Source organism: Pseudomonas sp. GM_Psu_1, assembly GCF_026544185.1.
In the GTDB taxonomy this organism is placed as follows: domain Bacteria; phylum Pseudomonadota; class Gammaproteobacteria; order Pseudomonadales; family Pseudomonadaceae; genus Chryseomonas; species Chryseomonas oryzihabitans.
Map to the genome: position 1 here is coordinate 98669 of NZ_JALNUX010000010.1, position 20840 is coordinate 119508.

The window sequence follows — 20840 nt, forward strand, 5'->3', positions numbered from 1 at the left end:
CGGTAGATTGGCGACGGACGCGGAGGGCGTATGGAAAAGATACTGGTGAGTCGCTGCCTGCTGGGGCATCGGGTGCGCTATGACGGCGGCGCCCATGGCCCCTTCGATCTGCTGGGCGTCTGGCAGTCGGAAGGGCGCATCGTGCCCCTCTGTCCGGAGGTGGCCGGGGGCCTGCCCACGCCACGTCCGCCCGCGGAGATTCCCGGTGGCCAGGGCGGCGCCGTGCTGGACGGCCGGGTAGCGGTGGTGACCGTGGGCGGCGAAGACGTGACCACTGCCTTTGTCGCCGGTGCCGAGGCCGCCCTCGAACTGATCGCGCGGCATGGCATCCGCCTGGCGGTGCTCAAGGCGCGCAGTCCGTCCTGCGGCAATCTGGAAAACTACGATGGCAGCTTCAGCGGCACCCGGGTGGCGGGCGAGGGGGTCACGGCGGCGGCGCTGAAACGCGCCGGCGTCGCCGTCTTCAACGAGACCGAACTGGTCGCGGCGCAGCACCTGCTCGCGGCGCTGGAAGGCAACGCCTAGAGGGTCTCCGGCTGGCGGCCCAGCAGGCTCTGGAAATGCGCCTTCTGCACGAAGCAGCCCTTGGGAAAGCGCCAGCCGACCAGCTCGCCCGGCTGCTTTTCGAGATTCTGGGCAAAGACGGTGGCGCCCATGGCACGCGCCAGGACGGCATATTCGCGCAGCGGGACCTTAACGACAGGAACATCCGGGCTGATCATGGGCGCTCTGCTGGGTGGGTCGCCCACGCTCGAAACGACGATCGCGGCAAGCCCACAGGTGACTTGCCAGGCTTATCGGCACCCCAGCGCGGAACTTCAGCCCGCGGATGAAAAAGCCTGGTCTAGCCAGCGGCTTTTGGCGTCTCCGGCAGGAACCAGTTCATCAGCAGGGCGCACAGGCCGCCGGTGGCGACGCCGGATTCCAGCACCGCCCTCAGGCCGGCCGGCATATGGGCGAGAAATTCCGGTACCTGGGAGATGCCCAGGCCCAGGGCCAGGGACACGGCGATGATCAGCAGCGCGCGTCGATCCAGCTCGACGCCGGCGAGGATGTTGATCCCCGAGGCGGCGACCGCGCCGAACATCACCATGGCCGCGCCGCCGAGTACCGGCTCGGGCACCGCCTGGATCACCCCGGCCACCGCCGGGAACAGCCCCAGCAGGACCAGGATGGCGGCGATCCACAGGCCGACATGGCGACTGGCGATGCCGGTCAGCTGGATCACCCCGTTGTTCTGGGCGAACACCGAGCTGGGAAAGGTGTTGAACAGCCCGGCCAGCAGCGAGTTGGCGCCGTTGACCAGCACCCCGCCCTTGATCCGCTGCATCCACAGCGGGCCTTCCACGGGTTCGCGGGAGACCTTGCTGGTGGCGGTGATGTCGCCGATGGCCTCCAGCGAGGTCACCAGGTAGATCACCAGCAGGGGCACGAACAGCGACCAGGAAAAGCCCAGGCCGAAGTGCAGCGGCAGGGGGATCTGCACCCAGGCGGCTTCGTGCATGCCGGTGAAGTTCAGCCGGCCGAGCCAGGCCGCCAGGGCATAGCCCAGCAGCAGGGCGACGACGATGGCGCTGCTGCGCAGGGCGCGCAGCGGAATGCGATTGAGCACCACGATGGTGGCCAGCACGGTGCCCGACAGCAGCAGGTTCTCGCCATTGGCAAAGGTGCCGTTGCCCAGGGCCGCGAAGCCGCCGCCCATGCTGATCAGGCCGACCTTGATCAGCGTCAGGCCGATCATCAGCACCACGATGCCGGTCACCAGCGGAGTGATGAGGCGCTTGACGAAGGGCAGCACCCGCGACACCCCCATCTCGACGAAGGAGCCGGCCATCACCACGCCGAAGATGGCCGCCATCACGGCTTCCACCGGGGTGCCGTTCTTGACCATCAGGGCGCCACCGGCGATCAGCGGGCCGACGAAGTTGAAGCTGGTGCCCTGGACGATCAGCAGCCCGGCGCCGAAGGGCCCGAAGCGACGACACTGGACGAAGGTGGCGATGCCGGAGATCACCAGCGACATGGAGACGATCAGGTTGGTGTCGCGCGGCGAGACGCCCAGGGCCTGACAGATCAGCAGACCGGGGGTGACGATGGGCACGATGATGGCCAACAGGTGCTGGATGGCGGCCAGCAGGGCGATCAGCGGGCGCGGTCGGTCCTGGGGACCATAGAGCAGTTCGGAGCGGGAAGGCTGGGACATGGGCGGAGTCGTCGCGGAAAAAGCGCCGATCTTACCGGATGCCCGCCCCGCGGCGCAGGGTCTTCGACCGGGACACAGCCGGCGGCCTGGCGGCCGGCGGCTGTGTCCCTTATGGTTTAGAGGATGAAGCGGGCCACGTCGCGATTGAGGTCGGCGGCGTGATGCTGCAGCGAGCGCGACTGGCGCTCCGAGTCCTCGGCGCCGCTGGCCAGGGTGTCGCCGAGGCCCTTGATGGTGATGACGTTGCGGGTGATCTCCTCGGTGACCGAGGTCTGCTCTTCGGCCGCGGTGGCGATCTGCAGGGACATCTCGGAGATGACGCCGGCACTCTGGGCGATCTCTTCCAGGGCGCTGGAGGCGCGTTCCACGTCGGCGACGCTGCGCTCGGCGATGGCCATGCTGCTGTCCATGCGCTGCACCGCCTGGCGGGTCATCTGCTGCAGGGTGCCGATGGTCTCGTTGATCTCCCGGGTCGAGGCCTGGGTCCGTTGCGACAGTGTCCGCACCTCGTCGGCGACCACCGCGAAGCCCCGGCCATGCTCGCCGGCGCGGGCCGCCTCGATGGCCGCGTTGAGCGCCAGCAGGTTGGTCTGCTCGGCGATGCTCTGGATGCTGTCCAGCACCTTGGCGATGGCCTGGGAGTGGTGGTCCAGCTCGCCGATCACCCGGGTGGCGTCATCCACTTCCCGCGCCAGGCTGTTGATGGATTCCTTGCTGGTCTGCACCAGGGTCAGCCCCTGGGCGGTGCTGTCGGAAGACTGGCGGATGGCCTCGGCGGTCTGCTCGGCATTGCGGGCGATCTCCTGGGTGGCGGAAGACATCTCCGTCACCGCCGTGGCCACCAGGGTGATCTCCTGCTGCAGGCGCCCCAGTTCCCGGGTGGCCGCGGCGCTGCGCTGCAGGACCTTCTGCGATTCGGCGTCCACGCTCTGGGCATGCTGGCGCACGCCGCCGATCAGGCCGTGCAGACTGGCCACGAACTGGTTGAAATGGCCGGCCAATCCGCCGACCTCATCGGTGCTCTGCACGGCGATACGGCGGGTCAGATCGCCCTGGCCGTCGGCGATCACCTGCAGACCGGTCGAGACCACGCCCAGCGGCCGGAGCAGATAGCTGCACAGCAGGTTGATGAGCAGCAGCGAGCCCCCCAGCACCACGGCCAGGATGGCGAGGCTGATCCACAGCTGGCGTTGCAGCGGCGCCATGAGCACGCCACTGTCGACGATCATCACCAGGGTTTCGCCATGGTGATTCATGGGCGCGGCATAGAGCCGCTGGCCGGCCGGGGTTTCCACATAGCGCTCGCCGGGTGCCTGGGCCAGGCGTTGGAGGGTGTCCGCGTCGAGCTGGGGAAAGAGCTCGGTGATCGGCTTGGCCAGCAGGGCGGCGTCTTCGTGGCCCAGGACGATGTTCTGGCCGTTGACCAGCACGGCACTGCCGGCGCCCGGCAGTTGCACGCGCTTGAGCTGGTCGAGGATGTCGCTGATGCTGACGTCCGCGCCAAGGATCGCGGTGGTCTTGCCCGCCGACTGCAGGGCCCAGCCCAGCGACAGCACGTTCTGCTTGGTCGCCGCCGCCACGGTGGGAATGGAAAAGAACACCTTGCCGGGATTCTGCTGCGCCTGCTGGTACCAGAGCCACTGGCGCGGATCGTTGTTGTCGGGAGGCAGCTGGACGCCATTGGCATTGACCTGGCTGCCATCGGCGCGGGCATAGAAGACGTTGTCGAAGGCGCCGGAGTTCTTGACCTGATTGAGGCTGGCCGGGAGCTGGGCGTCCGGGGTGTCGGCAGCCAGGGCGCCCAGCGCCGCGGCCTTGCCGTCCAGCCACTGGCGAACCCCGCCGTTGAAGACGAAACTGACGGTCTTCAGCTGCTCGACCGTAGAGGCTTCCAGCGCCGTGCGGGTATTGAAGAAGTTGATGGCGGTGAGACCCACCCCCACGACCAGGACGGCCGCGGTGGCAGACAACGAGAGTTTCTGTTTCAACGACAAGGCAGGCACGGCGGGATGACTCCGACAATTAATTGTCCGACTTTATCGGTGCCTGCCGGAGATAACTTGAGCGGCCAGTCAGGTTTTTCCTGTGGAGCCGGATCAGCGGAGCTCGGGCCGGCCGCGGGTCTCCCAGTCGGCCGTGGCCGGGGAGACCCGGGGTCAGGCCTGCCTAGGCGGCGACCGTCTGAGCGCCGGTCATCAGCGCCACGGCGTCGGCCATGGAGTGCTGGCGCGGATCGATCACCGTCAGGCGGCGACCCAGGCGATGGATGTGGATGCGATCGGCGATCTCGAACACATGGGGCATGTTGTGGGAGATCAGCACGATGGCGATGCCGCGGGCGCGCACGTCGAGGATCAGCTCCAGCACCTTGCGCGATTCCTTCACCCCCAGCGCCGCCGTGGGTTCGTCGAGGATGATCACCTTGGAACCGAAGGCCGCCGCCCGCGCCACGGCCACGCCCTGGCGCTGACCACCGGACAGGGTCTCCACCGCCTGGTTGATGTTCTGGATGGTCATCAATCCCAGTTCGGACAGCTTTTCCCGGGCGATGCGCTCCATTTCCTTGCGGTCCAGGGTGCGGCAGAGGGTGCCCAGCAGCCCCGGCTTGCGCAATTCGCGACCCAGGAAGAGGTTGTCGGCGATGGACAGCGCCGGCGACAGCGCCAGGTTCTGGTAGACCGTCTCGATGCCGGCCCGCCGCGCCGCGATGGGCGAGGCGAACTGCACCGGCTGGCCCTCGAAGCGGATCTCGCCTTCATCGGGCCGCAGGGCACCGGAGATGGCCTTGATCAGCGAGGACTTGCCGGCGCCGTTGTCGCCGATCACGGCGAGGATCTCGCCGGGCAGCAGGTCGAAGTCGGCGTGGTCGAGGGCGGTGACGCGGCCATAGCGCTTCACCAGGCCACGGGCCATGAGCAGGGGTTCGGTAGTCATCAGCTGGCCGCCTTTCTGATCCATTGGTCGATAGCCACGGCCGCGATGATGAGCGTGCCGATCAGCAGATAGGTCCACTGTACGTCGGTGCCCAGCAGCCGCAGGCCGAGGGCGAAGACGCCGACGATCAGAGCGCCGAACAGCATGCCGAGGATGGAGCCGCGGCCGCCGAACAGCGAGATGCCGCCGATCACCACGGCGGTGATGGACTCGATGTTGGCGAACTGCCCGGCGGTGGGCGAGACCGAGCCGATGCGGCCGATCAGCACCCAGCCGGCGAAGGCGCAGATGAGTCCGGACAGCCCGTACACGGTGATCAGCATGCGGCGGACGTTGACCCCGGCCAGCGCCGCGGCCTCGGGATCGTCGCCCACCGCATAGAGGTGGCGCCCCCAGGCAGTGTGGTTGAGCACGTACCAGAGCAGGGCGACCAGCACCACCAGGGCGATCACGCCATAGGTGAAGACCGCGCCACCCAGGCGGAAATTGTCGCCGAACACCTGTAGTAGCGGCGCGGTCGCGCCGATTTCCTGGGCGCGGATGGTCTCGTTGCGCGAATAGAGGAAGTTGGCCGCGAGCACGATCTGCCACATGCCCAGGGTGACGATGAAGGGTGGCAGCTTGATGCGGGCGATCAGCCAGCCGTTGGCCATGCCGCACAGGGTGCCCACCGCCAGGCCGCAGAGGATCGACAGCTCCACCGGCAGGCCGTAGCGGAAGGTGAACTGGCCCATGACCACCGAGGACAGCACCATGATGGCGCCCACCGAGAGATCGATGCCGGCGGTGACCACCACCAGGGTCTGGGCCGCGCCGACGATGCCGGTGATGGCGACCTGCTGCAGGATCAGGGTGAGGGCGAAGGCGGAAAAGAACTTGCCGCCCAGGAGGGCGCCAAAGATGCCCAGCGACAGCAGCAGCACCAGCAGCGAGACCGCCGAGGGGCGTGAATGCAGGAAGTGACGGAATTTGACCAGCGGGCTGCGCTCGTCACGGGCGAAGGAGGCGACCTCCGTGGCGCTGTGCTTGAGCACCTGTTCGAAGGGCTGGCCGGACGGAGAGGGTGAGGTCGGATCGCTCATGGCAATCTCCTGAAAGCGGGAAAGCGGCCGAGAGTCGATCGCCCGCACCCGGACCCGGAGGGCTCAGGCGGGGCGATCGGTCTCCTCTAGCGTAGACGAGGGGCCATCAGCCCCAGCATTTCTGCAGGGCGGTCTTGCTGTCGATGGACTGGATGCCGGGGACCGGCTTGTCCGTCACCAGCTTCACGCCGGTGTCGACGAAGCTCTTGCCCTCGGTCGGGGTCGGCTTCTTGCCGGTGTCGGCAAAGGTCTTGATCGCCTCGATGCCCAGGGCCGCCATCTGCAGCGGGTACTGCTGGGAGGTGGCGCCGATGACGCCGTCGGCGACGTTGTGCACGCCCGGGCAACCGCCGTCGATGGACACGATCAGCACGTCCTTCTCGCGACCCACGGCCTTGAGCGCCTCGTAGGCGCCGGCGGCGGCCGGCTCATTGATGGTGTGCACCACGTTGATGGTCGGATCCTTCTGCAGCAGATTCTCCATCGCGGCGCGGCCGCCTTCTTCGTTGCCGTTGGTCACGTCGTGGCCGACGATGCGCGGATCGGTCTCGTCGCCGATGCGGCTCTGATCCTTGGGGTCGATGCCGAAGCCGAGCATGAAGCCCTGGTCGCGCAGGACGTCCACCGACGGCTGCGAGGCGTTCAGGTCGAGAAAGGCCACCCGCGCATCCTTGGCCTTGTCGCCCAGGGTTTCCCGCGCCCATTGGCCGATCAGCTTGCCGGCCAGCAGGTTGTCGGTGGCGAAGGTCATGTCGGCGGCGCTCACCGGATCCAGCGGAGTATCCAGGGCGATCACCAGCAGGCCGGCTTCGCGGGCCTTCTGCAGATTGGGCACGATGCCCTTGGTGTCGGAGGCGGTGATGAGGATGCCCTTGGCGCCATCGGCGATGCAGGTCTCGATGGCGGCCACCTGGCTTTCGCTGTCGCCGTCGATCTTGCCGGCGTAGGCCTTGAGCGTCACCCCCAGCTCCTTGGCCTTGGCGGTGGCACCTTCCTTCATCTTCACGAAGAAGGGATTGGTATCGGTCTTGGTGATGAGGCAGGCGGAGACAGGGGCTGCCTGGGCGGTGCCACTGGCCAGGGCGGCGGCCAACAGGCAACCGGCGAAGGACGCGAGGGAGACGGTTCTTTTCATTGTTGTGCGCTCGGGTTCAGAGACGGGAAGGCGACCGACAGCGCGTCGGTCGCCGTGGAGCTGTTACCACCACTGCTCGATCTGGAAGCCGACGTTGGAGCCGTGCAGATCGTTGCCGAAGGTACCGGTGCTCGACAGCGCGGAGCCGGCGTCGAATTCATCGGCCGCCTGCTGGGCTGCCCGGTTCCAGGCGGCATAGGTGTAGAACAGGCGGAATTCGGGACGCGACTTGAATTCCGGACCCTTGGGCGACCAGGTGGGTGCCAGGGTCAGCTTGGTCAGCTTGCGGGTACCACCCGGGGCCTGCACCTGGTCATGGCCCAGTTCGGTGGAGAACTTGAACTGGTCGCTGATGCCGTAGACCAGACGGCCACCCAGCGAGGTCCAGCGCAGGTCGTTGCCATTGGGACGCTCGTCCTTCTGGTAGACCGCGGCGATCTGGCCACCCCAGTAACGGCTGATCTGCCAGTCGAAGTAGTCGACGACGCGATAGGAGACGTCGGCGCTGCTCAGGGTGGGATCGCCGGTGCTGCCCAGGGCGGTGCCCGGACCCTGGCCGCGCTGCACGGCAAAGGTGTTCACGCCACCCCAGCCCATGAAGTTGGCCTGCTTGTGCTGCAGCGTCACCGCGACACCACTGTTGGCATTGGGCTGGTTGCTGGGCTTGTCCAGGTAGCTGACGCCGATTTCCAGCGAGCCATTGGGGTTGGTGTTGAAGCCGGCGACGTTGAAGTCGATGCGGTTCTGGAAGTCCTTCTGGTTCTGGTTGTCCTTGCGCGAGAAGGCCAGGCTGTACTTGAGGCCGCCGATGTTGACGTCCTCGATACCACCGCCGGTGGCGCTCTGGTTCCAGTAAAAGAAGTCGGAGATGTGGATATCGTTACGCTTGTAGTAACGGCGACCGGCCCAGAGGTTGCCGCCGTTCAGCGCGGCGATGTTGTTCCAGTAGGCATAGGCCTGGACCGCGCGGATCTCGCCGTTGTCGCCATTGAAGGTCGGGGTGCGATCGTACCTGTTGAAGAAGCTGCCCATGCCATAGACGCCGATTGCCGAGCCGTCGTCCAGATTGAAGACATTCTGCTTCAGCGCCAGCTCGCCGTACTGCTCGCACTCGTTGCCCAGACGGTACTTGGACTGGGCACCCTGCAGCTTGAAGCAGCGCATGGAGTCGGAACCGGAGGAATCACCGAGGCCGGTACGGAAGTAACCGGTGGTTTCCAGGGCGTTAGCCGCAGGAATCAGCAGAAGAGTGCTCATCAAGGACGCGACCGAAACCCTGGCCAAGGGCATAGCCTTTTTCTTATTCATTTATGTTCCCTATTTATTGTTGTTGTGTAACTCAGTGCCTGGCCTGCACCTGACCCGCCGTGCTCCAGCGGAAGATCGACATAGGTGTGACCATTGGAACCCAACCTGACTACAAACTTATCGCTGAATCAATTCAGCGGCAGACGGAGGGTAGCCTTTGATCACTCAACGGCCTAGCGGCTCGATTACAGCGATGTGTGAGCTGAATCACAAGCTGTGCTTCTACAAAAATAGCAAGCCAAGCAACTGTGGAACCCCTCTGGAATGGGGTCATGGCGAGGACTTCTCCTGCTGAAGAAGCGACAGGCGAAGCGCAGAGAAAGGAGCGCAAGCGGAAGGGCGGAATAGAGCGGGAGAGCAGGAGGGAAGGTGGGGCGGAGCGTCCGGGCGACGACGGATGCCGTCGCCCGGAGGGCACGAATCAGCCCAGCAGGGCCTTGTCGCGCACGCCGCCCTTGTCGGCGCTGGTGGCCAGCAGGGCATAGGCCTTGAGTGCAGTGGTCACGCGGCGGGCACGGGGTTGTGCCGGCTTCCAGCCCAGCTTGTCCTGCTCGATGCGGCGGTGGGACAGCTCTTCGTCGCTCACCAGCAGGTTGATGCTGCGCTGGGGGATGTCGATGAGCACCTTGTCGCCGTCGCGCACCAGGCCGATGGCGCCACCCGCTGCAGCTTCCGGCGAGGCATGGCCGATCGACAGGCCCGAGGTGCCGCCGGAGAAGCGGCCGTCGGTGAGCAGGGCGCACTGCTTGCCCAGGCCCTTGGACTTCAGGTAGCTGGTGGGGTAGAGCATCTCCTGCATGCCCGGGCCGCCCTTGGGCCCTTCGTAGCGGATGATGACGATGTCGCCGGCCTTGACCTCGTCGGCGAGGATGCCACGCACGGCGGCGTCCTGGCTCTCGAACACCTTGGCATTGCCTTCGAACACATGGATGGATTCATCCACGCCGGCGGTCTTCACCACGCAGCCGTCCAGGGCGATGTTGCCGTAGAGCACCGCCAGGCCGCCTTCCTGGGAATAGGCATGGGCGACCGAGCGGATGCAGCCCTCGGCGCGATCGTCGTCCAGGCTGTCATAGCGGGTCGCCTGGCTGAAGGCTTCCTGGGTCGGGATGCCGGCCGGACCGGCGCGGAAGAAGGTCTTCACCGCCTCGTCCTGGGTCAGGGTGATGTCCCAGTGCTCGATGGCTTCGCCCAGGGTCCGGCTGTGCACGGTGGGCAGGTCGGTATGCAGCAGACCGCCACGGGCCAGTTCGCCCAGGATGCTGAAGATGCCCCCGGCGCGGTGCACGTCTTCCATGTGGTACTTCTGGATGTTCGGCGCCACCTTGCACAGCTGCGGCACCTTGCGCGACAGGGCATCGATGTTGCGCAGGTCGAAGTCCACCTCGGCTTCCTGGGCCGCGGCCAGCAGGTGCAGGATGGTGTTGGTCGAGCCCCCCATGGCGATGTCCAGGGTCATGGCGTTCTCGAAGGCCGCATAGGAGGCGATGTTGCGCGGCAGCGCCGACTCATCGTTCTCCTGGTAGTAGCGGCGGCACAGCTCGACGATGGTGCGGCCGGCCTGCAGGAACAGCTCCTTGCGGTCGGCGTGGGTGGCCAGGGTCGAGCCGTTGCCGGGCAGAGCCAGGCCGAGGGCCTCGACCAGGCAGTTCATGGAGTTGGCGGTGAACATGCCCGAGCAGCTGCCACAGGTGGGGCAGGCGCTGCGTTCGTATTCGGCGACCTTCTCGTCGCTGGCCGAACTGTCGGCGGCGATGACCATGGCGTCCACCAGGTCCAGGCCGTGGCTGGCCAGCTTGGTCTTGCCGGCTTCCATGGGACCGCCGGAAACGAAGACCACCGGGATGTTCAGGCGCAGGGCGGCCATCAGCATTCCGGGGGTGATCTTGTCGCAGTTGGAGATGCACACCAGGGCATCGGCGCAGTGGGCATTGACCATGTATTCCACGGCGTCGGCGATGATCTCGCGACTGGGCAGCGAATAGAGCATGCCGTCGTGGCCCATGGCGATGCCGTCGTCCACGGCGATGGTGTTGAATTCCTTGGCCACGCCGCCGGCCTTCTCGATCTCGCGGGCGACCAGCTGGCCGAGATCCTTGAGGTGGACGTGCCCCGGCACGAACTGGGTAAAGGAGTTGGCGATGGCGATGATGGGCTTCTTGAAGTCTTCGTCCTTCATCCCGGTGGCGCGCCAGAGCGCCCGGGCGCCAGCCATGTTGCGGCCCTGGGTGGAGGTTTTCGAGCGATAGTCAGGCATGAAGCGTCTCTCCGAGGCGGCTTTCTAGATCACGGTTCTGGTCATCGTGAGCGCAGACGAGGCACGGTGCAAACGCGGAGTGACGGTTGCCGGGCCGGAGGGCGGCAACGCCATGCGGGATCTCCACAGGGGGTGCCAGGGCTCACGAACCCGCCGGAGGATGCTGGCGGAGGGGAGTCTGGATCATACACCCGGGCGCCAGCACTGCACAGCAGGCCGGCGTCTAAGGGGAAGGACTTGACTGAAAGTCGCCGAGCGAAGGTCCTGCAAGGCAAAAATCTGTGAGGAAGCGGAGTTTACAAATGGTAAATGAGCATTCCGAACAGATTTTTAACGCCGCATGACCGAGCGCAGGCACTTTTCAGGCAAGGCCTAGGGCGCTTCCTGTTCGCCGTCGGGGGCGTCTTCCAGGTATTCGTCCATGGGCTCCTGGCCGGCCAGGGTCTTGAGACTCAGGTCCACGGCTTCGGGCAGGGTGATGTCGACGCGCTGCTGGTCGCTGCCTTCCAGCGAGGATTCGTAGCTCAGCGCATGGCGCAGGTGACCGTTCTCGAGGATGGCGCCGACGCTGGCGAGCTGGGCGGCGGCTGGCGCCAGGCGTTCGAGGGCGGCCTTGGGCCAGGTGGCCTCGACGGTCGCGTTGCAGGTATAGAAGCCCGCTTCGCCGCTGTCCGAGGGTTCTTCCTGGGTCTTGATGTCGACCAGCGAGACCTGGCCGGCTTCCAGCGCGGGCTGGCCGGCGGCGATGTCGTCCGCATAGATCTCGTTGATGGTCTGGGCGTATTGCTGACGGACCAGCTCGGCGGTCTTGGCCGCATCGCAACTGTAGTCATAGCCACCGCAGCCAGTCAGGGAAAGCACCGCAGCTGTGAGTATGAGGTGACGTCTGGACATGCCTGAATTCCTTGGAACGATGGGTAGAGCCTGGCGGCGCTGGCCGCGCCTGCGTCGATCCACAGTGCAGGAGGTTGGCGCAGCGGTCGGGGATGGCGAGGGCCCATGGTGCTGCCGCTCGCCCATCCTGTCCATCAGACGCCGCCAGCGTCCTTCAGGACACCCGGCCTGGCTGGCCGGTCAGTGCCCGGCTCAGGCGCGGTCGGCGCTTTCGCAGGTTTCGAAGTCCTTGCTGTCGACGCGGTTCATGCTGTCGAAGCCGATCGAATAGACCTGCTCCTTGCCGTCCTTGTTGAGCACATAGTTGTTGCAGGTGCCGGGGCGGTACTTGCGGGTATAGGTGCTCGACGGGGTACCGCCGATGCGCAGCACGTCAGCCTTGCTCATGCCCTTGTCCACCTGCTTCACCAGGGGTTGCTCGCGAAATTCGACGCGGCCCACGGTGTAGTCGGCGGTGTTCTTTACCGAGGCGCAGCCCGCCAGCACGGTGCCAGCCAGCAGGGCGGTCGCGACTGCAATCTTCTTGTTCATGGTGTGATCCCTTCAAAGGCGGAAGTGCCTGACACTTCGACGATGGCGGCGCCGATAAATTCGCTCTCCGTCGCACTTCTCGCCGTATGCCGCTTTGACGGATCGCCCACTGGCGACGGCAAGTGACTGTATCTAAAGCTGATTCTGCAAACGAACGCTATGCCCCCGTTTTTTAAGGATTATTTTGTCCGAACGGCAGTTGACAGGGGCCAGGCGGCAGGCGATCTTTAGCGTTATGTTGTAACTCCCCAGCCGTTTCTCGTTTCTCGCGAGGACCTCATGAATCGCCGTCGTCTGCTCAATCTGATCCTGGCTGGCATGACCTTGCCCGTCGGGTTGCCGGCGTTCGCCGCCCGGCAGCAACTCAAGGGTGCCCGGGCCTGGCAGGATGCCGACAAGCTCCGCCTGGTGTTCGATCTCACCGGGCCGGTCCGCTACAAGACCTTCACCCTGGTCGCGCCGGACCGCATCATTCTCGATCTCGCCGATACCCAGGCGCCAGCGGTACTCAATCATCTCGCCCTGCAGGGGTCGCCGGTGCGCGCCGTGCGCAGCGCCCACTACGGCGCTCAGGACACCCGGGTGGTGCTGGAGCTGGCCCATCCGGTGGAGGTGGAGAGCTTCATCCTCGGTCCGGGCGAAGGCGCGGCCAATCGCCTGGTGCTGGATCTCAAGCGGGCCGGGGCGCCGGCGGTGGCTGCGCGCAAGCCGGTCGACGCCGAGCCGCCGTTGGAGGTCAAGCGCGGCAAGGGCCTGGCCACGGGTCGCGACATCATGGTGGTGGTCGATGCCGGTCATGGCGGCAAGGACCCGGGTGCGCTGAGCGCGCGCGGTGATCGGGAAAAGGACATCGCTCTGATCGTGGCGCAGAATCTGGCGCGGCGGATCAATCTGCAGAAGGGCTTCAAGGCCAAGCTGGTGCGCAACGACGACTTCTTCGTGCCGCTGCGCAAGCGCGTCGAGGTCGCCCGCAGCTACAACGCCGACATGTTCGTCTCGGTGCATGCCGATGCCGCGCCACGCCGCACCGCCTACGGTGCCTCGGTCTATGCCCTGTCGGAGCGGGGCGCGACCTCCACCACGGCGCGCTTCCTGGCCGACAGCGAGAACAACGTCGACCTGATCGGCGCCAACGAGATTCTCAAGGGCCGCGACCCCATGCTCGCCGGCGTGCTGCTGGACATGTCGATGAACGCCACCATCTCGTCGAGTCTGGATCTGGGCCACAAGGTGCTGGGGCAATTGTCGAGCATCACCAACCTGCACCAGAAACGAGTGGAGCAGGCGGGCTTCGCTGTGCTCAAATCGCCCGACATCCCCTCGATCCTGGTCGAGACGGGCTTCATTTCCAATGATCGCGATTGCCGACGCCTGCTCGACAGTCGCCACCAGAAGCAGCTGGCCGATTCCATCTTTGCCGGACTGCATGGCTATTTCCAGGAGCGCCCCCCGCTGGGCACCTACCTGGCCAGCCTCAAGAACACCAAAGGAGTGACATGAGTTTGCAAGACAAGGCGCGTCGTTACTGGCGCGTGGTGGTGCTGGTGATAGGTGCGCTCTGTGTCGTCGCTGGGTTGATCGGCTACGGTCAGGGCGGTGGCGACAAGCAGGGCAGTGCCCAGGAAGGCTTCGTCAACAAGGTCTGGCAGATCAAGACCAGCAACAGCATCGAGCCGGGAATGCTCTACGTCTTTCTCAGCGATGGCACCCTGGTGATGGCCTCGCCGAGCAGCCAGCCCTCCCTGGGCCGCTGGACGCGCACCGAGAAGGGCCTGAACCTGATCGAGGAAGGCATCACCTATCCCACGGAAATCCTCAGCCTCTCGCGCGACGAATTCCGTATCCGCAGCCTCAATCCCGGCGATCCGGTGGAGCTGCAGCTGGCTCCGGCGGCGCGTTGAGACGCCCTCAGGCGTCGTCGGCGTAGCGCTGTTCCTGCCAGGGGTCGCCGCGGTCGTGATAGCCGCGCATTTCCCAGAAGCCCGGCGTGTCGCCGACCCGGAAGTCGATGCGCCTGAGCCATTTGGCGCTCTTCCACAGATAGAGGTGCGGGATCATTGCCCGTACCGGCCCGCCGTGCTCGGCGGTCAGCGGCTGACCCTCCCAGCTGTGGACCAGCATGGCACCCGGTACGGCGAAATCCGTAAGAGGCAGGTTGGTGATGTAGCCGTCGTAGCTGTGCAGGAGCACATGGGTCGCCTCGTCCCGCGGCTGCACCTCGTCGAGCAATTCGCTTACCGGCAGGCCGATCCAGTGATTGTCATAGCGTGACCAGGTGGTGACGCAGTGCATGTCGCTGACGGCCTGGCTGGTCGCCCGCGCCGCGAAGGTCTCCCAGTTCCAGCGCAGCGTCCTGCGCACTGCGCCGGTCACCGCCAGTTGCCAGCGCTCCCGGCTGACCTCCGGCCGCACCCCCAGATCCAGGACCGGCCAGTTGCTGACGCGATGCTGGCCGGGCGGCAGCCGCTCGCTTTCCGGACGGGCACTCTGGCCGGTGAGGAAACGGCCCTCCTGGGCCCAGCGTTCCTTGGAACGGGTCAGCTTGCTTGGCTCATCGCTCATCGAGGGATCCTCTTCACGGGTCGTGGGTTTTTGACCGCCATGATGGCCTTTCGTCGGCACAGGCCGAACCCAGACGGCTTCTTGCGCCTCCTATCCTGCAGGCACTCAGAGAGGCGCCTCCTTTTTCTTAACCTGCCGGAGAACGACCATGGTAGATGCAACCCAGATCAAAGAGCATGCGGAAGTCGTCGGTTCGGACGGCCAGCACGTAGGCACCGTCGACCATATGGAAGGCGCCGATCGCATCAAGCTGACCAAGCGCGATCAGGATGCCCAGGGCAAGCACCACTACATCCCGCTGAGCTGGGTCCAGTCCGTGGAAGGCAGCCAGGTGCGCCTGGTCAAGACCCGTGACGAAGCCGAGCGCGAGTGGCAGGCCGCCTGAGGCACCTGGCACAGCAACAAAAAGCCCCGCACTGGCGGGGCTTTTTGTTGGCCGGCGAATAGCGATCAGTTGATGTATTCGAACAGCTTGACGATGCGCTGCACGCCCGAGACGCTCTGGATCAGCTGCACGGCGTGGGCGGCTTCCTGCTGGGTCACCAGGCCCAGGAGGTAGACGATGCCGTTTTCGGTGACCACCTTGATGCGCGAACCGGGGATGTCCTCGTCGGCGAACATCTGGGTCTTGATGCGGGTGGTCAGCCAGGAATCGTTGCTGCGCGCCAGCAGCGAGGAGTTGCCGGTCACCTGCAGTTCGTTGTGCACGGTCTTGACCCGCTGCACGCTGCGCACGGCCTGTTCGGCCTGCGCCTTGAGATCGGCCCGCGGCGTCTGGCCAGCGATCAGCACCACGCCGTTGTAGCTCACCACCACGATGTGCGAGCTGGCGAGATCGGCATTGGCCTTGGAGATGTTGACCGACGCCTTGGTCTCGATCAGGGCATCGTCCACGGTGCTGCCCAGGGTACGGGTGCCGCGGTTGTCGTCGATGGGCTTGTCGCGGCTGGCGGTGACCACGTTGCTGCAGCCGGCGACCGCAAAGGACAGCGCCAGGATGGCGAGCAGAGGAGCCTTCTTCATTCTTCGCTTCCAAACAGTTGCTGATCGATCTGATCGCACAGGCAGTGGATCACCAGCAGGTGCACTTCCTGGATGCGGGCGGTGACCTTGGCCGGCACGCGGATCTCGACGTCTTCGGGCAGCAGCAGGGAGGCCATGCCACCGCCGTCGCGGCCGGTGAGGGCGACCACGGTCATCTCGCGGTCGTGGGCGGCCTGGATCGCCTGGATCACGTTGGCCGAGTTGCCGCTGGTGGAGATGGCCAGGAGGATGTCGCCCGGCTGACCCAGAGCCCGGATCTGCTTGGAGAACACCTCGTTGTAGCTGTAGTCGTTGGCGATGGAGGTCAGCGTCGAGGTGTCGGTGGTCAGGGCCAGGGCCGGCAGGCTGGGACGCTCGCGCTCGAAGCGATTCAGCAGCTCCGAGGAGAAGTGCTGGGCATCGCCGGCGGAACCGCCGTTGCCACAGGTGAGAATCTTGCCTTCGTTGAGCAGGGCCGCAACCATGACCTGGCTGGCCAGATCGATATGCGGAATCAGGACTTCCATGGCCTGACGCTTGGTTTCGATGCTGTCCCGGAAGAGTTTCTGGATGCGGGCGTGGGTGTCCATCGCGATATCTTTGACCTGTGCTGTAGAGGGCCTCAGGCGTCGAAGGCCTGTTTGATCCATTCGAGTGCCTGAGGGGATGCGTCGGCCCCGGGGCCGATCGCGATCACGTCGAAACGACAGGGCCGCTTGGCCCAGCGCGCTTCGGATTGCAGAAAGAGGGCGGCGCTGTTGACCAGTCGCTGCCGCTTGCGGGCATCTATGCTTTCCGCGGCGCCGCCCCAGGCGGTATGCCTGCGGGCGCGTACCTCGACGAATACTACTGTATCGCCGTCGAGCATGACCAGATCGAGCTCGCCACCCTGCCAGCGCCAGTTGCGGTCTAGCAGGCGCAGACCGCGCGTCTGCAGGAACTGCAGCGCGCGATCCTCGGCCTGCCGGCCGCGCTGGAGGTGCGGCGCCTGCTTCACGGGGTGCTGAGCGAGGCCGGCACGCTGGTGGTGGGCAGCGGCGCATTGCTGGCCGGCAGCGGCTGGGCCACGCCGTTGCGGAATTCCGCCCAGGGCAGGTGACGCACCACGCGCTGATCGGGCGCCACGCTCAGGTTGCCGGACAGGCCGGGCAGCTCGGAGTTGGGCAGGGCCTTGAGCTGCTGCAGATGCAGCGCCAGCAGGTAGGCGTCGGCGCCCATGGCGTAGAGGCGACCGATGCTGGTGCCGGCCTGCGGCCACTGGGCGGTGATCTTGGCGCGCAGCGGATTGCTCGGGTCGAGCAGCCAGGGGGTTTCGCAGAACAGGATGCCGTTGAGGTCCTGGTTCACGCCGGGTTCATTGACCCCGCTGTTGAGGTTGGAGGTGGCGTACACCGGCAGATCGCGGGCGTTCTGGTAGACCAGGATCGGCTTGATCTGGCGGGCCTGGGCCGGGGTCGAGGCGAGGAAGATGAAGTCCATGCCCTGGCGCATCTGCAGCAGGCTGCTGATGCGATTGGCGATCTCGACCGGCTGGCCGATGCGCTCGGCGGCGACCAGGCGACCGCCCAGTTGCTGCCACTCGTTCTGGAAGGCAGCCAGCACGCGGGCACCCCAGTCCCCCTGGGGCACCATGGCGCCGGCACTGCGCTTGCCGTCGGCCCAGGCGCGGCGCGCGGCTTCGCGGGCCTCGTCCTCGGCGGCCAGGCCGAACTGGAAGAGTTGCGGCGGCTGAGCGCCCTGGCTGTCGCCATAGTTCAGCGCCAGGGTGTTGATCGGCAGTTGCGGGCGATCGCCGAGCTGCTTGACGAAGTTCTTCTCCAGCGGACCCACCACCAGCTGGATACCGGCGGCCTGGGCCTGGCGGTAGAAGGCGTCCAGCGAGCCCATCTGGGTGCTGTCGTAGACGGTCACGGCCGGCGCACTCTGGCCGGCGGCCAGGGCTTCGTAGCGGGCGGCCATGAAGCCGTCCTGCAGCGCGCGGGAGACGCCGGCGAGCTGACCCTGCAGGGGCAGCAGCAGGGCGACGCGATTGAGCGGTTCCCGCGCCAGGGTCTTCAGGCGCTCCAGATCATCGGGCAGGTTGCGCGCGGCGGGATGGCCGGGGTGCTGCTTCTGCCAGTCCTCGATGGCGGCCAGCTGCTGATCCAGCGCCAGGTTGCCGCGGGTGATGGCGGCCAGCGCCAGCCAGCCATTGAGATCGGCGTCCTTCACGCTCTGGCGCAGTTGCGCATCCGGCAGGCTGGTGATCAGTTGCCAGATCTGCTCGCGATTGTCGTGGGCGGCATCGCCGTCCAGCAGCGGACCGAGAAAGATCCGCTCCTGGGCGGCGGCGAGCGGCTGGCCGTTGGCGGCCTGGGCATCGGCCTTGGTCAGGCCGCTGCGGATCTGCTGCTGGGCCGGCAATTCGCCCAGCTGGGCGAAACTCGGATGGTCGAAGCGCTTGACGGCTTGCGCCGGCTGCTTGTCGAGCAGGTCGAGCTGGGCCAGCAGGGTCTGGGCGAACATCTGCTGGGCCGGCTTGAGGCCTTCGAGATTGATGGAGCCCAGGATCTGCCGCGCTTCGCGGGCGTTCTGCTGGGCATAGGCCTTGTCGGCGGCGGTCAGGCGCAGCAGATTGGCCTGCTCGGACTGACTGGAGCCGGCCTGGTTCAGCAGTTGCTCGATGCTGGCCTGGCTGGGCTGGGGCAGGTCGCCGAGGGAGTTGTTGACGGGCGAGCTGCTGCAGGCGGCGAGCAGGGCGAAGGCGGTGGCGCAGAGCAGCGGACGCAGGCGGAACTTCATGCTGTGGTTCCTGAGCAAATGTCTGGAAAGGGGGCGATTGTCTCACAGCACCCAAGCGCTGCGAACGCCGAGGGCGAGAGCGGCGTACACTGTTGGGCTATTTCCAGTCCGTCAGGTTTCATCATGATTTCGCCGGGTACTCTTTATGTGGTTGCCACGCCCATCGGCAACCTGGACGACATCACCGCCCGCGCGCTCAAGGTGCTGCGCGACGTGGCCCTGATCGCCGCCGAAGACACCCGTCATTCGGCGCGCCTGCTGCGCCATTTCGGCATCGAGACGCCCCTCGCGGCCTGCCACGACCACAACGAGCGCGATGCCGGTGGCCGCTTCATCACCCGGCTGCTGGCGGGGGACGATGTCGCCCTGATCTCCGATGCGGGCACGCCGCTGATTTCCGATCCGGGTTTCCATCTGGTGCGGGCAGCGCGCGCCCAGGCCATCAAGGTCTCGCCGATACCGGGCGCCTGCGCGCTGATCGCGGCGCTGTCGGCAGCCGGGCTGCCCTCGGATCGCTTCAGCTTCGAAGGCTTCCTGCCCGCCAAGGCGGTGGGCCGGCAGGGGCGACTGGCGGCCCTGCGCGAAGACCCGCGCACCCTGATCTTCTACGAGGCGCCTCATCGGCTCGACGATTGCGTGGCCGACATGGTGAGCACCTTCGGGCCTGAACGGCACATCGTGCTGGGTCGCGAATTGACCAAGACCTTCGAGACCCTGCGCGGCCTGCCCGCCGGCGAGCTGCTGGCCTGGATCCGCGCGGATCTGGATCAGCAGCGCGGCGAGTGCGTGCTGCTGGTGGCCGGTTGGGCGGCGCCCGAGGACGCCGAGGTCGATGCCGAGACCCTGCGCATCCTCGATCTGCTGCTGGCCGAGCTGCCGATCAAGCGCGCCGCCGCCCTGGCCGCCCAGATCACCGGCGCGCGCAAGAATCTGCTCTATCAGCTGGCGCTGGAGCGCAAGGGCGAGTAGGGCGAATTAGTGGGCATCTTTCCTTGTTATCCGCCCCCAGTCTCTATACCCTTGCGCCGCGAGAGCCGACCGGGCAGTCGCTGTCGTGATCCGCAAGGGTTGCGAGGGAGGAAAGTCCGGGCTCCATAGGGCGAGGTGCCAGGTAACGCCTGGGAGGCGTGAGCCTACGGAAAGTGCCACAGAAAATAACCGCCTAAGCGCGCAAGCGCCGGTAAGGGTGAAAAGGTGCGGTAAGAGCGCACCGCACGGCTGGCAACAGTTCGTGGCTAGGTAAACCCCACCTGGAGCAAGACCAAATAGGAATCCATAGGCGTGGCCCGCGCTGGATTCGGGTAGGTCGCTAGAGGCAATCAGCGATGGTTGTCCCAGAGGAATGACTGTCCTCGACAGAACCCGGCTTACAGGTCGGCTCTCGCACCCCCTCCCTCCTGGGCCCCTGCGCCCGGGCTTGTGACCTCTTCTTGAGACATCACTTTAATCAATTGAGCCAATCAATTGACTTCATTTCCGTTTGTCGGAAATCGATGTCGTTCGTCCTGGTCGTGAACTCGTGCAATTTGCTCGAAATCCCCGTCCCACGCGGCCTGGGAACCCCCTCGCTTACCTTGACTGAAAGCGGCCCTCCTCAATATAGTGGCGGCCGGTGGTACGAAGTGGGGCGAAGTGGGATTTAATGGCAAGGACAGCCTATTAGAGGACGCGAAATTGTTCCGGGGAGCGAACGCCATCAGTCTCGACGCCAAGGGGCGCGCCGCGATGCCGAGCCGGTATCGTGACGAGCTGCTGGAGCGTTGTGCCGGCCAGCTCATCGTGACGATCGATGCCGTCGACCCCTGCCTTTGCGTCTATCCACTCCCGGAATGGGAAATCATCGAAAGCAAGCTGCGGCAGTTGCCCTCGCTACGCGAGGAGACTCGCCGCTTGCAGCGCTTGCTGATCGGCAATGCGGTGGATCTGGAGCTCGACGGCAGTGGCCGCTTCCTGGTTCCGCCGCGCCTGCGTGAATACGCCAAGCTGGACCGGCGCGTGATGCTGGTCGGGCAGCTCAACAAGTTCCAGTTATGGGATGAGGATGCCTGGAGTGCCGTGTGCGACGCGGATCTCCTGGCGATTAAGGAACCCGGCGGTATGCCGGATGAAATGCGCGATTTGATCCTGTGA

21 protein-coding genes and 1 other RNA gene are annotated in these 20840 nt (G+C 65.8%); 7 read left to right on the forward strand and 15 right to left on the reverse strand.

The window, feature by feature from the left end; genetic code table 11:
* Positions 1-30: 30 nt before the first annotated feature.
* Positions 31-525, forward strand: a complete 495-nt coding sequence (locus tag OXS31_RS17205; RefSeq protein ID WP_267400867.1) for a DUF523 domain-containing protein — start codon at positions 31-33, stop codon at positions 523-525.
* Here OXS31_RS17205 and OXS31_RS17210 read toward each other — a convergent pair.
* The 10 genes from OXS31_RS17210 to osmE form a co-directional block, all read right to left on the reverse strand.
* Positions 522-722, reverse strand: coding sequence for a hypothetical protein (locus OXS31_RS17210; RefSeq protein ID WP_007162082.1), 201 nt, complete (start codon positions 720-722; stop codon positions 522-524). The genes OXS31_RS17205 and OXS31_RS17210 overlap by 4 nt on opposite strands.
* Positions 723-844: 122 nt before the next feature.
* Entirely contained in the window at positions 845-2203 is a 1359-nt protein-coding gene (locus OXS31_RS17215; RefSeq protein WP_042137185.1) for a nucleobase:cation symporter-2 family protein, read from the reverse strand.
* Positions 2204-2319: 116 nt separating this feature from the next.
* On the reverse strand, positions 2320-4173 hold the full coding sequence (locus tag OXS31_RS17220) for a methyl-accepting chemotaxis protein (RefSeq protein ID WP_077171619.1): 1854 nt from the start codon (positions 4171-4173) through the stop codon (positions 2320-2322).
* 196 nt (positions 4174-4369) lie between these two features.
* On the reverse strand, positions 4370-5137 hold the full coding sequence (locus OXS31_RS17225; RefSeq protein WP_042137188.1) for an ATP-binding cassette domain-containing protein: 768 nt from the start codon (positions 5135-5137) through the stop codon (positions 4370-4372).
* A complete protein-coding gene (locus OXS31_RS17230; protein ID WP_007162078.1) occupies positions 5137-6219 on the reverse strand; it encodes an ABC transporter permease in 1083 nt (360 codons plus the stop codon). Before OXS31_RS17230 ends, OXS31_RS17225 begins: the two co-directional genes overlap by 1 nt.
* Before the next feature lie 106 nt (positions 6220-6325).
* Positions 6326-7354: a sugar ABC transporter substrate-binding protein gene (locus tag OXS31_RS17235; RefSeq protein WP_007162077.1), complete on the reverse strand. Its 1029-nt coding sequence runs from the start codon at positions 7352-7354 to the stop codon at positions 6326-6328.
* Between the two features lie 63 nt (positions 7355-7417).
* A complete protein-coding gene (locus OXS31_RS17240) occupies positions 7418-8611 on the reverse strand; it encodes a carbohydrate porin (RefSeq protein WP_037008057.1) in 1194 nt (397 codons plus the stop codon).
* A 472-nt stretch (positions 8612-9083) separates the two neighbouring features.
* A complete protein-coding gene (gene ilvD / locus OXS31_RS17245) occupies positions 9084-10919 on the reverse strand; it encodes a dihydroxy-acid dehydratase (protein WP_027600792.1) in 1836 nt (611 codons plus the stop codon).
* Positions 10920-11291: 372 nt separating this feature from the next.
* Positions 11292-11813 carry a hypothetical protein gene (locus OXS31_RS17250; RefSeq protein WP_007162074.1) on the reverse strand — a complete coding sequence of 174 codons (522 nt, stop codon included), beginning with the start codon at positions 11811-11813 and terminating at the stop codon, positions 11292-11294.
* Between the two features lie 192 nt (positions 11814-12005).
* Positions 12006-12344: an osmotically-inducible lipoprotein OsmE gene (osmE, locus tag OXS31_RS17255; RefSeq protein ID WP_007162073.1), complete on the reverse strand. Its 339-nt coding sequence runs from the start codon at positions 12342-12344 to the stop codon at positions 12006-12008.
* Positions 12345-12623: 279 nt separating this feature from the next.
* Between osmE and OXS31_RS17260 the strand changes: the two genes are divergently transcribed.
* Positions 12624-13844 (forward strand): N-acetylmuramoyl-L-alanine amidase, encoded by a 1221-nt coding sequence (locus OXS31_RS17260; RefSeq protein WP_267400892.1) that lies wholly within the window; start codon positions 12624-12626, stop codon positions 13842-13844.
* Positions 13841-14245 (forward strand): hypothetical protein, encoded by a 405-nt coding sequence (locus tag OXS31_RS17265; RefSeq protein ID WP_007162071.1) that lies wholly within the window; start codon positions 13841-13843, stop codon positions 14243-14245. The genes OXS31_RS17260 and OXS31_RS17265 overlap by 4 nt, the downstream gene beginning before the upstream one ends.
* A 7-nt stretch (positions 14246-14252) precedes the next feature.
* On the opposite strand, the gene OXS31_RS17270 is transcribed toward OXS31_RS17265, so the two are convergent.
* A complete protein-coding gene (locus OXS31_RS17270) occupies positions 14253-14906 on the reverse strand; it encodes a sulfite oxidase-like oxidoreductase (RefSeq protein WP_074583912.1) in 654 nt (217 codons plus the stop codon).
* Between the two features lie 148 nt (positions 14907-15054).
* Here OXS31_RS17270 and OXS31_RS17275 point away from each other — a divergent pair, with 148 nt between their 5' ends.
* Positions 15055-15291, forward strand: a complete 237-nt coding sequence (locus tag OXS31_RS17275) for a DUF2171 domain-containing protein (protein ID WP_027600263.1) — start codon at positions 15055-15057, stop codon at positions 15289-15291.
* Between the two features lie 65 nt (positions 15292-15356).
* On the opposite strand, the gene OXS31_RS17280 is transcribed toward OXS31_RS17275, so the two are convergent.
* From OXS31_RS17280 to OXS31_RS17295, 4 genes are read right to left on the reverse strand one after another with little or no spacing between them, the layout of a single operon-like run.
* On the reverse strand, positions 15357-15929 hold the full coding sequence (locus OXS31_RS17280) for a BON domain-containing protein (RefSeq protein WP_007162068.1): 573 nt from the start codon (positions 15927-15929) through the stop codon (positions 15357-15359).
* Positions 15926-16519: a phosphoheptose isomerase gene (locus OXS31_RS17285; protein WP_007162067.1), complete on the reverse strand. Its 594-nt coding sequence runs from the start codon at positions 16517-16519 to the stop codon at positions 15926-15928. Before OXS31_RS17285 ends, OXS31_RS17280 begins: the two co-directional genes overlap by 4 nt.
* A 32-nt stretch (positions 16520-16551) precedes the next feature.
* Positions 16552-16926 carry a YraN family protein gene (locus tag OXS31_RS17290; protein WP_007162066.1) on the reverse strand — a complete coding sequence of 125 codons (375 nt, stop codon included), beginning with the start codon at positions 16924-16926 and terminating at the stop codon, positions 16552-16554.
* The gene (locus OXS31_RS17295) at positions 16923-18710 is read right to left on the reverse strand and encodes a penicillin-binding protein activator (protein ID WP_074583911.1); all 1788 of its coding nucleotides are present in this window, start codon (positions 18708-18710) and stop codon (positions 16923-16925) included. Before OXS31_RS17295 ends, OXS31_RS17290 begins: the two co-directional genes overlap by 4 nt.
* A gap of 123 nt (positions 18711-18833) precedes the next feature.
* Between OXS31_RS17295 and rsmI the strand changes: the two genes are divergently transcribed.
* The 3 genes from rsmI to mraZ all read left to right on the forward strand — a co-directional run bounded on the left by rsmI (position 18834) and on the right by mraZ (position 20840).
* The gene (gene rsmI, locus OXS31_RS17300) at positions 18834-19679 is read left to right on the forward strand and encodes a 16S rRNA (cytidine(1402)-2'-O)-methyltransferase (RefSeq protein ID WP_181125916.1); all 846 of its coding nucleotides are present in this window, start codon (positions 18834-18836) and stop codon (positions 19677-19679) included.
* Positions 19680-19740: 61 nt separating this feature from the next.
* Positions 19741-20096: RNase P RNA component class A (gene rnpB / locus OXS31_RS17305), an RNA gene on the forward strand.
* 288 nt (positions 20097-20384) lie between these two features.
* The gene (gene mraZ, locus OXS31_RS17310) at positions 20385-20840 is read left to right on the forward strand and encodes a division/cell wall cluster transcriptional repressor MraZ (RefSeq protein WP_007162063.1); all 456 of its coding nucleotides are present in this window, start codon (positions 20385-20387) and stop codon (positions 20838-20840) included.

What these genes read in the sequence shown, in the direction of transcription:
- OXS31_RS17205 (WP_267400867.1), top strand. Translation starts at nt 31, where the DNA reads ATGGAAAAGATACTGGTGAGTCGCTGCCTGCTGGGGCATCGGGTGCGC.
- OXS31_RS17210 (WP_007162082.1), bottom strand. Translation starts at nt 722, where the DNA reads ATGATCAGCCCGGATGTTCCTGTCGTTAAGGTCCCGCTGCGCGAATAT.
- OXS31_RS17215 (WP_042137185.1), bottom strand. Translation starts at nt 2,203, where the DNA reads ATGTCCCAGCCTTCCCGCTCCGAACTGCTCTATGGTCCCCAGGACCGA.
- OXS31_RS17225 (WP_042137188.1), bottom strand. Translation starts at nt 5,137, where the DNA reads ATGACTACCGAACCCCTGCTCATGGCCCGTGGCCTGGTGAAGCGCTAT.
- OXS31_RS17230 (WP_007162078.1), bottom strand. Translation starts at nt 6,219, where the DNA reads ATGAGCGATCCGACCTCACCCTCTCCGTCCGGCCAGCCCTTCGAACAG.
- OXS31_RS17235 (WP_007162077.1), bottom strand. Translation starts at nt 7,354, where the DNA reads ATGAAAAGAACCGTCTCCCTCGCGTCCTTCGCCGGTTGCCTGTTGGCC.
- OXS31_RS17240 (WP_037008057.1), bottom strand. Translation starts at nt 8,611, where the DNA reads ATGAGCACTCTTCTGCTGATTCCTGCGGCTAACGCCCTGGAAACCACC.
- ilvD (WP_027600792.1), bottom strand. Translation starts at nt 10,919, where the DNA reads ATGCCTGACTATCGCTCGAAAACCTCCACCCAGGGCCGCAACATGGCT.
- OXS31_RS17250 (WP_007162074.1), bottom strand. Translation starts at nt 11,813, where the DNA reads ATGTCCAGACGTCACCTCATACTCACAGCTGCGGTGCTTTCCCTGACT.
- osmE (WP_007162073.1), bottom strand. Translation starts at nt 12,344, where the DNA reads ATGAACAAGAAGATTGCAGTCGCGACCGCCCTGCTGGCTGGCACCGTG.
- OXS31_RS17260 (WP_267400892.1), top strand. Translation starts at nt 12,624, where the DNA reads ATGAATCGCCGTCGTCTGCTCAATCTGATCCTGGCTGGCATGACCTTG.
- OXS31_RS17265 (WP_007162071.1), top strand. Translation starts at nt 13,841, where the DNA reads ATGAGTTTGCAAGACAAGGCGCGTCGTTACTGGCGCGTGGTGGTGCTG.
- OXS31_RS17270 (WP_074583912.1), bottom strand. Translation starts at nt 14,906, where the DNA reads ATGAGCGATGAGCCAAGCAAGCTGACCCGTTCCAAGGAACGCTGGGCC.
- OXS31_RS17275 (WP_027600263.1), top strand. Translation starts at nt 15,055, where the DNA reads ATGGTAGATGCAACCCAGATCAAAGAGCATGCGGAAGTCGTCGGTTCG.
- OXS31_RS17280 (WP_007162068.1), bottom strand. Translation starts at nt 15,929, where the DNA reads ATGAAGAAGGCTCCTCTGCTCGCCATCCTGGCGCTGTCCTTTGCGGTC.
- OXS31_RS17285 (WP_007162067.1), bottom strand. Translation starts at nt 16,519, where the DNA reads ATGGACACCCACGCCCGCATCCAGAAACTCTTCCGGGACAGCATCGAA.
- OXS31_RS17295 (WP_074583911.1), bottom strand. Translation starts at nt 18,710, where the DNA reads ATGAAGTTCCGCCTGCGTCCGCTGCTCTGCGCCACCGCCTTCGCCCTG.
- rsmI (WP_181125916.1), top strand. Translation starts at nt 18,834, where the DNA reads ATGATTTCGCCGGGTACTCTTTATGTGGTTGCCACGCCCATCGGCAAC.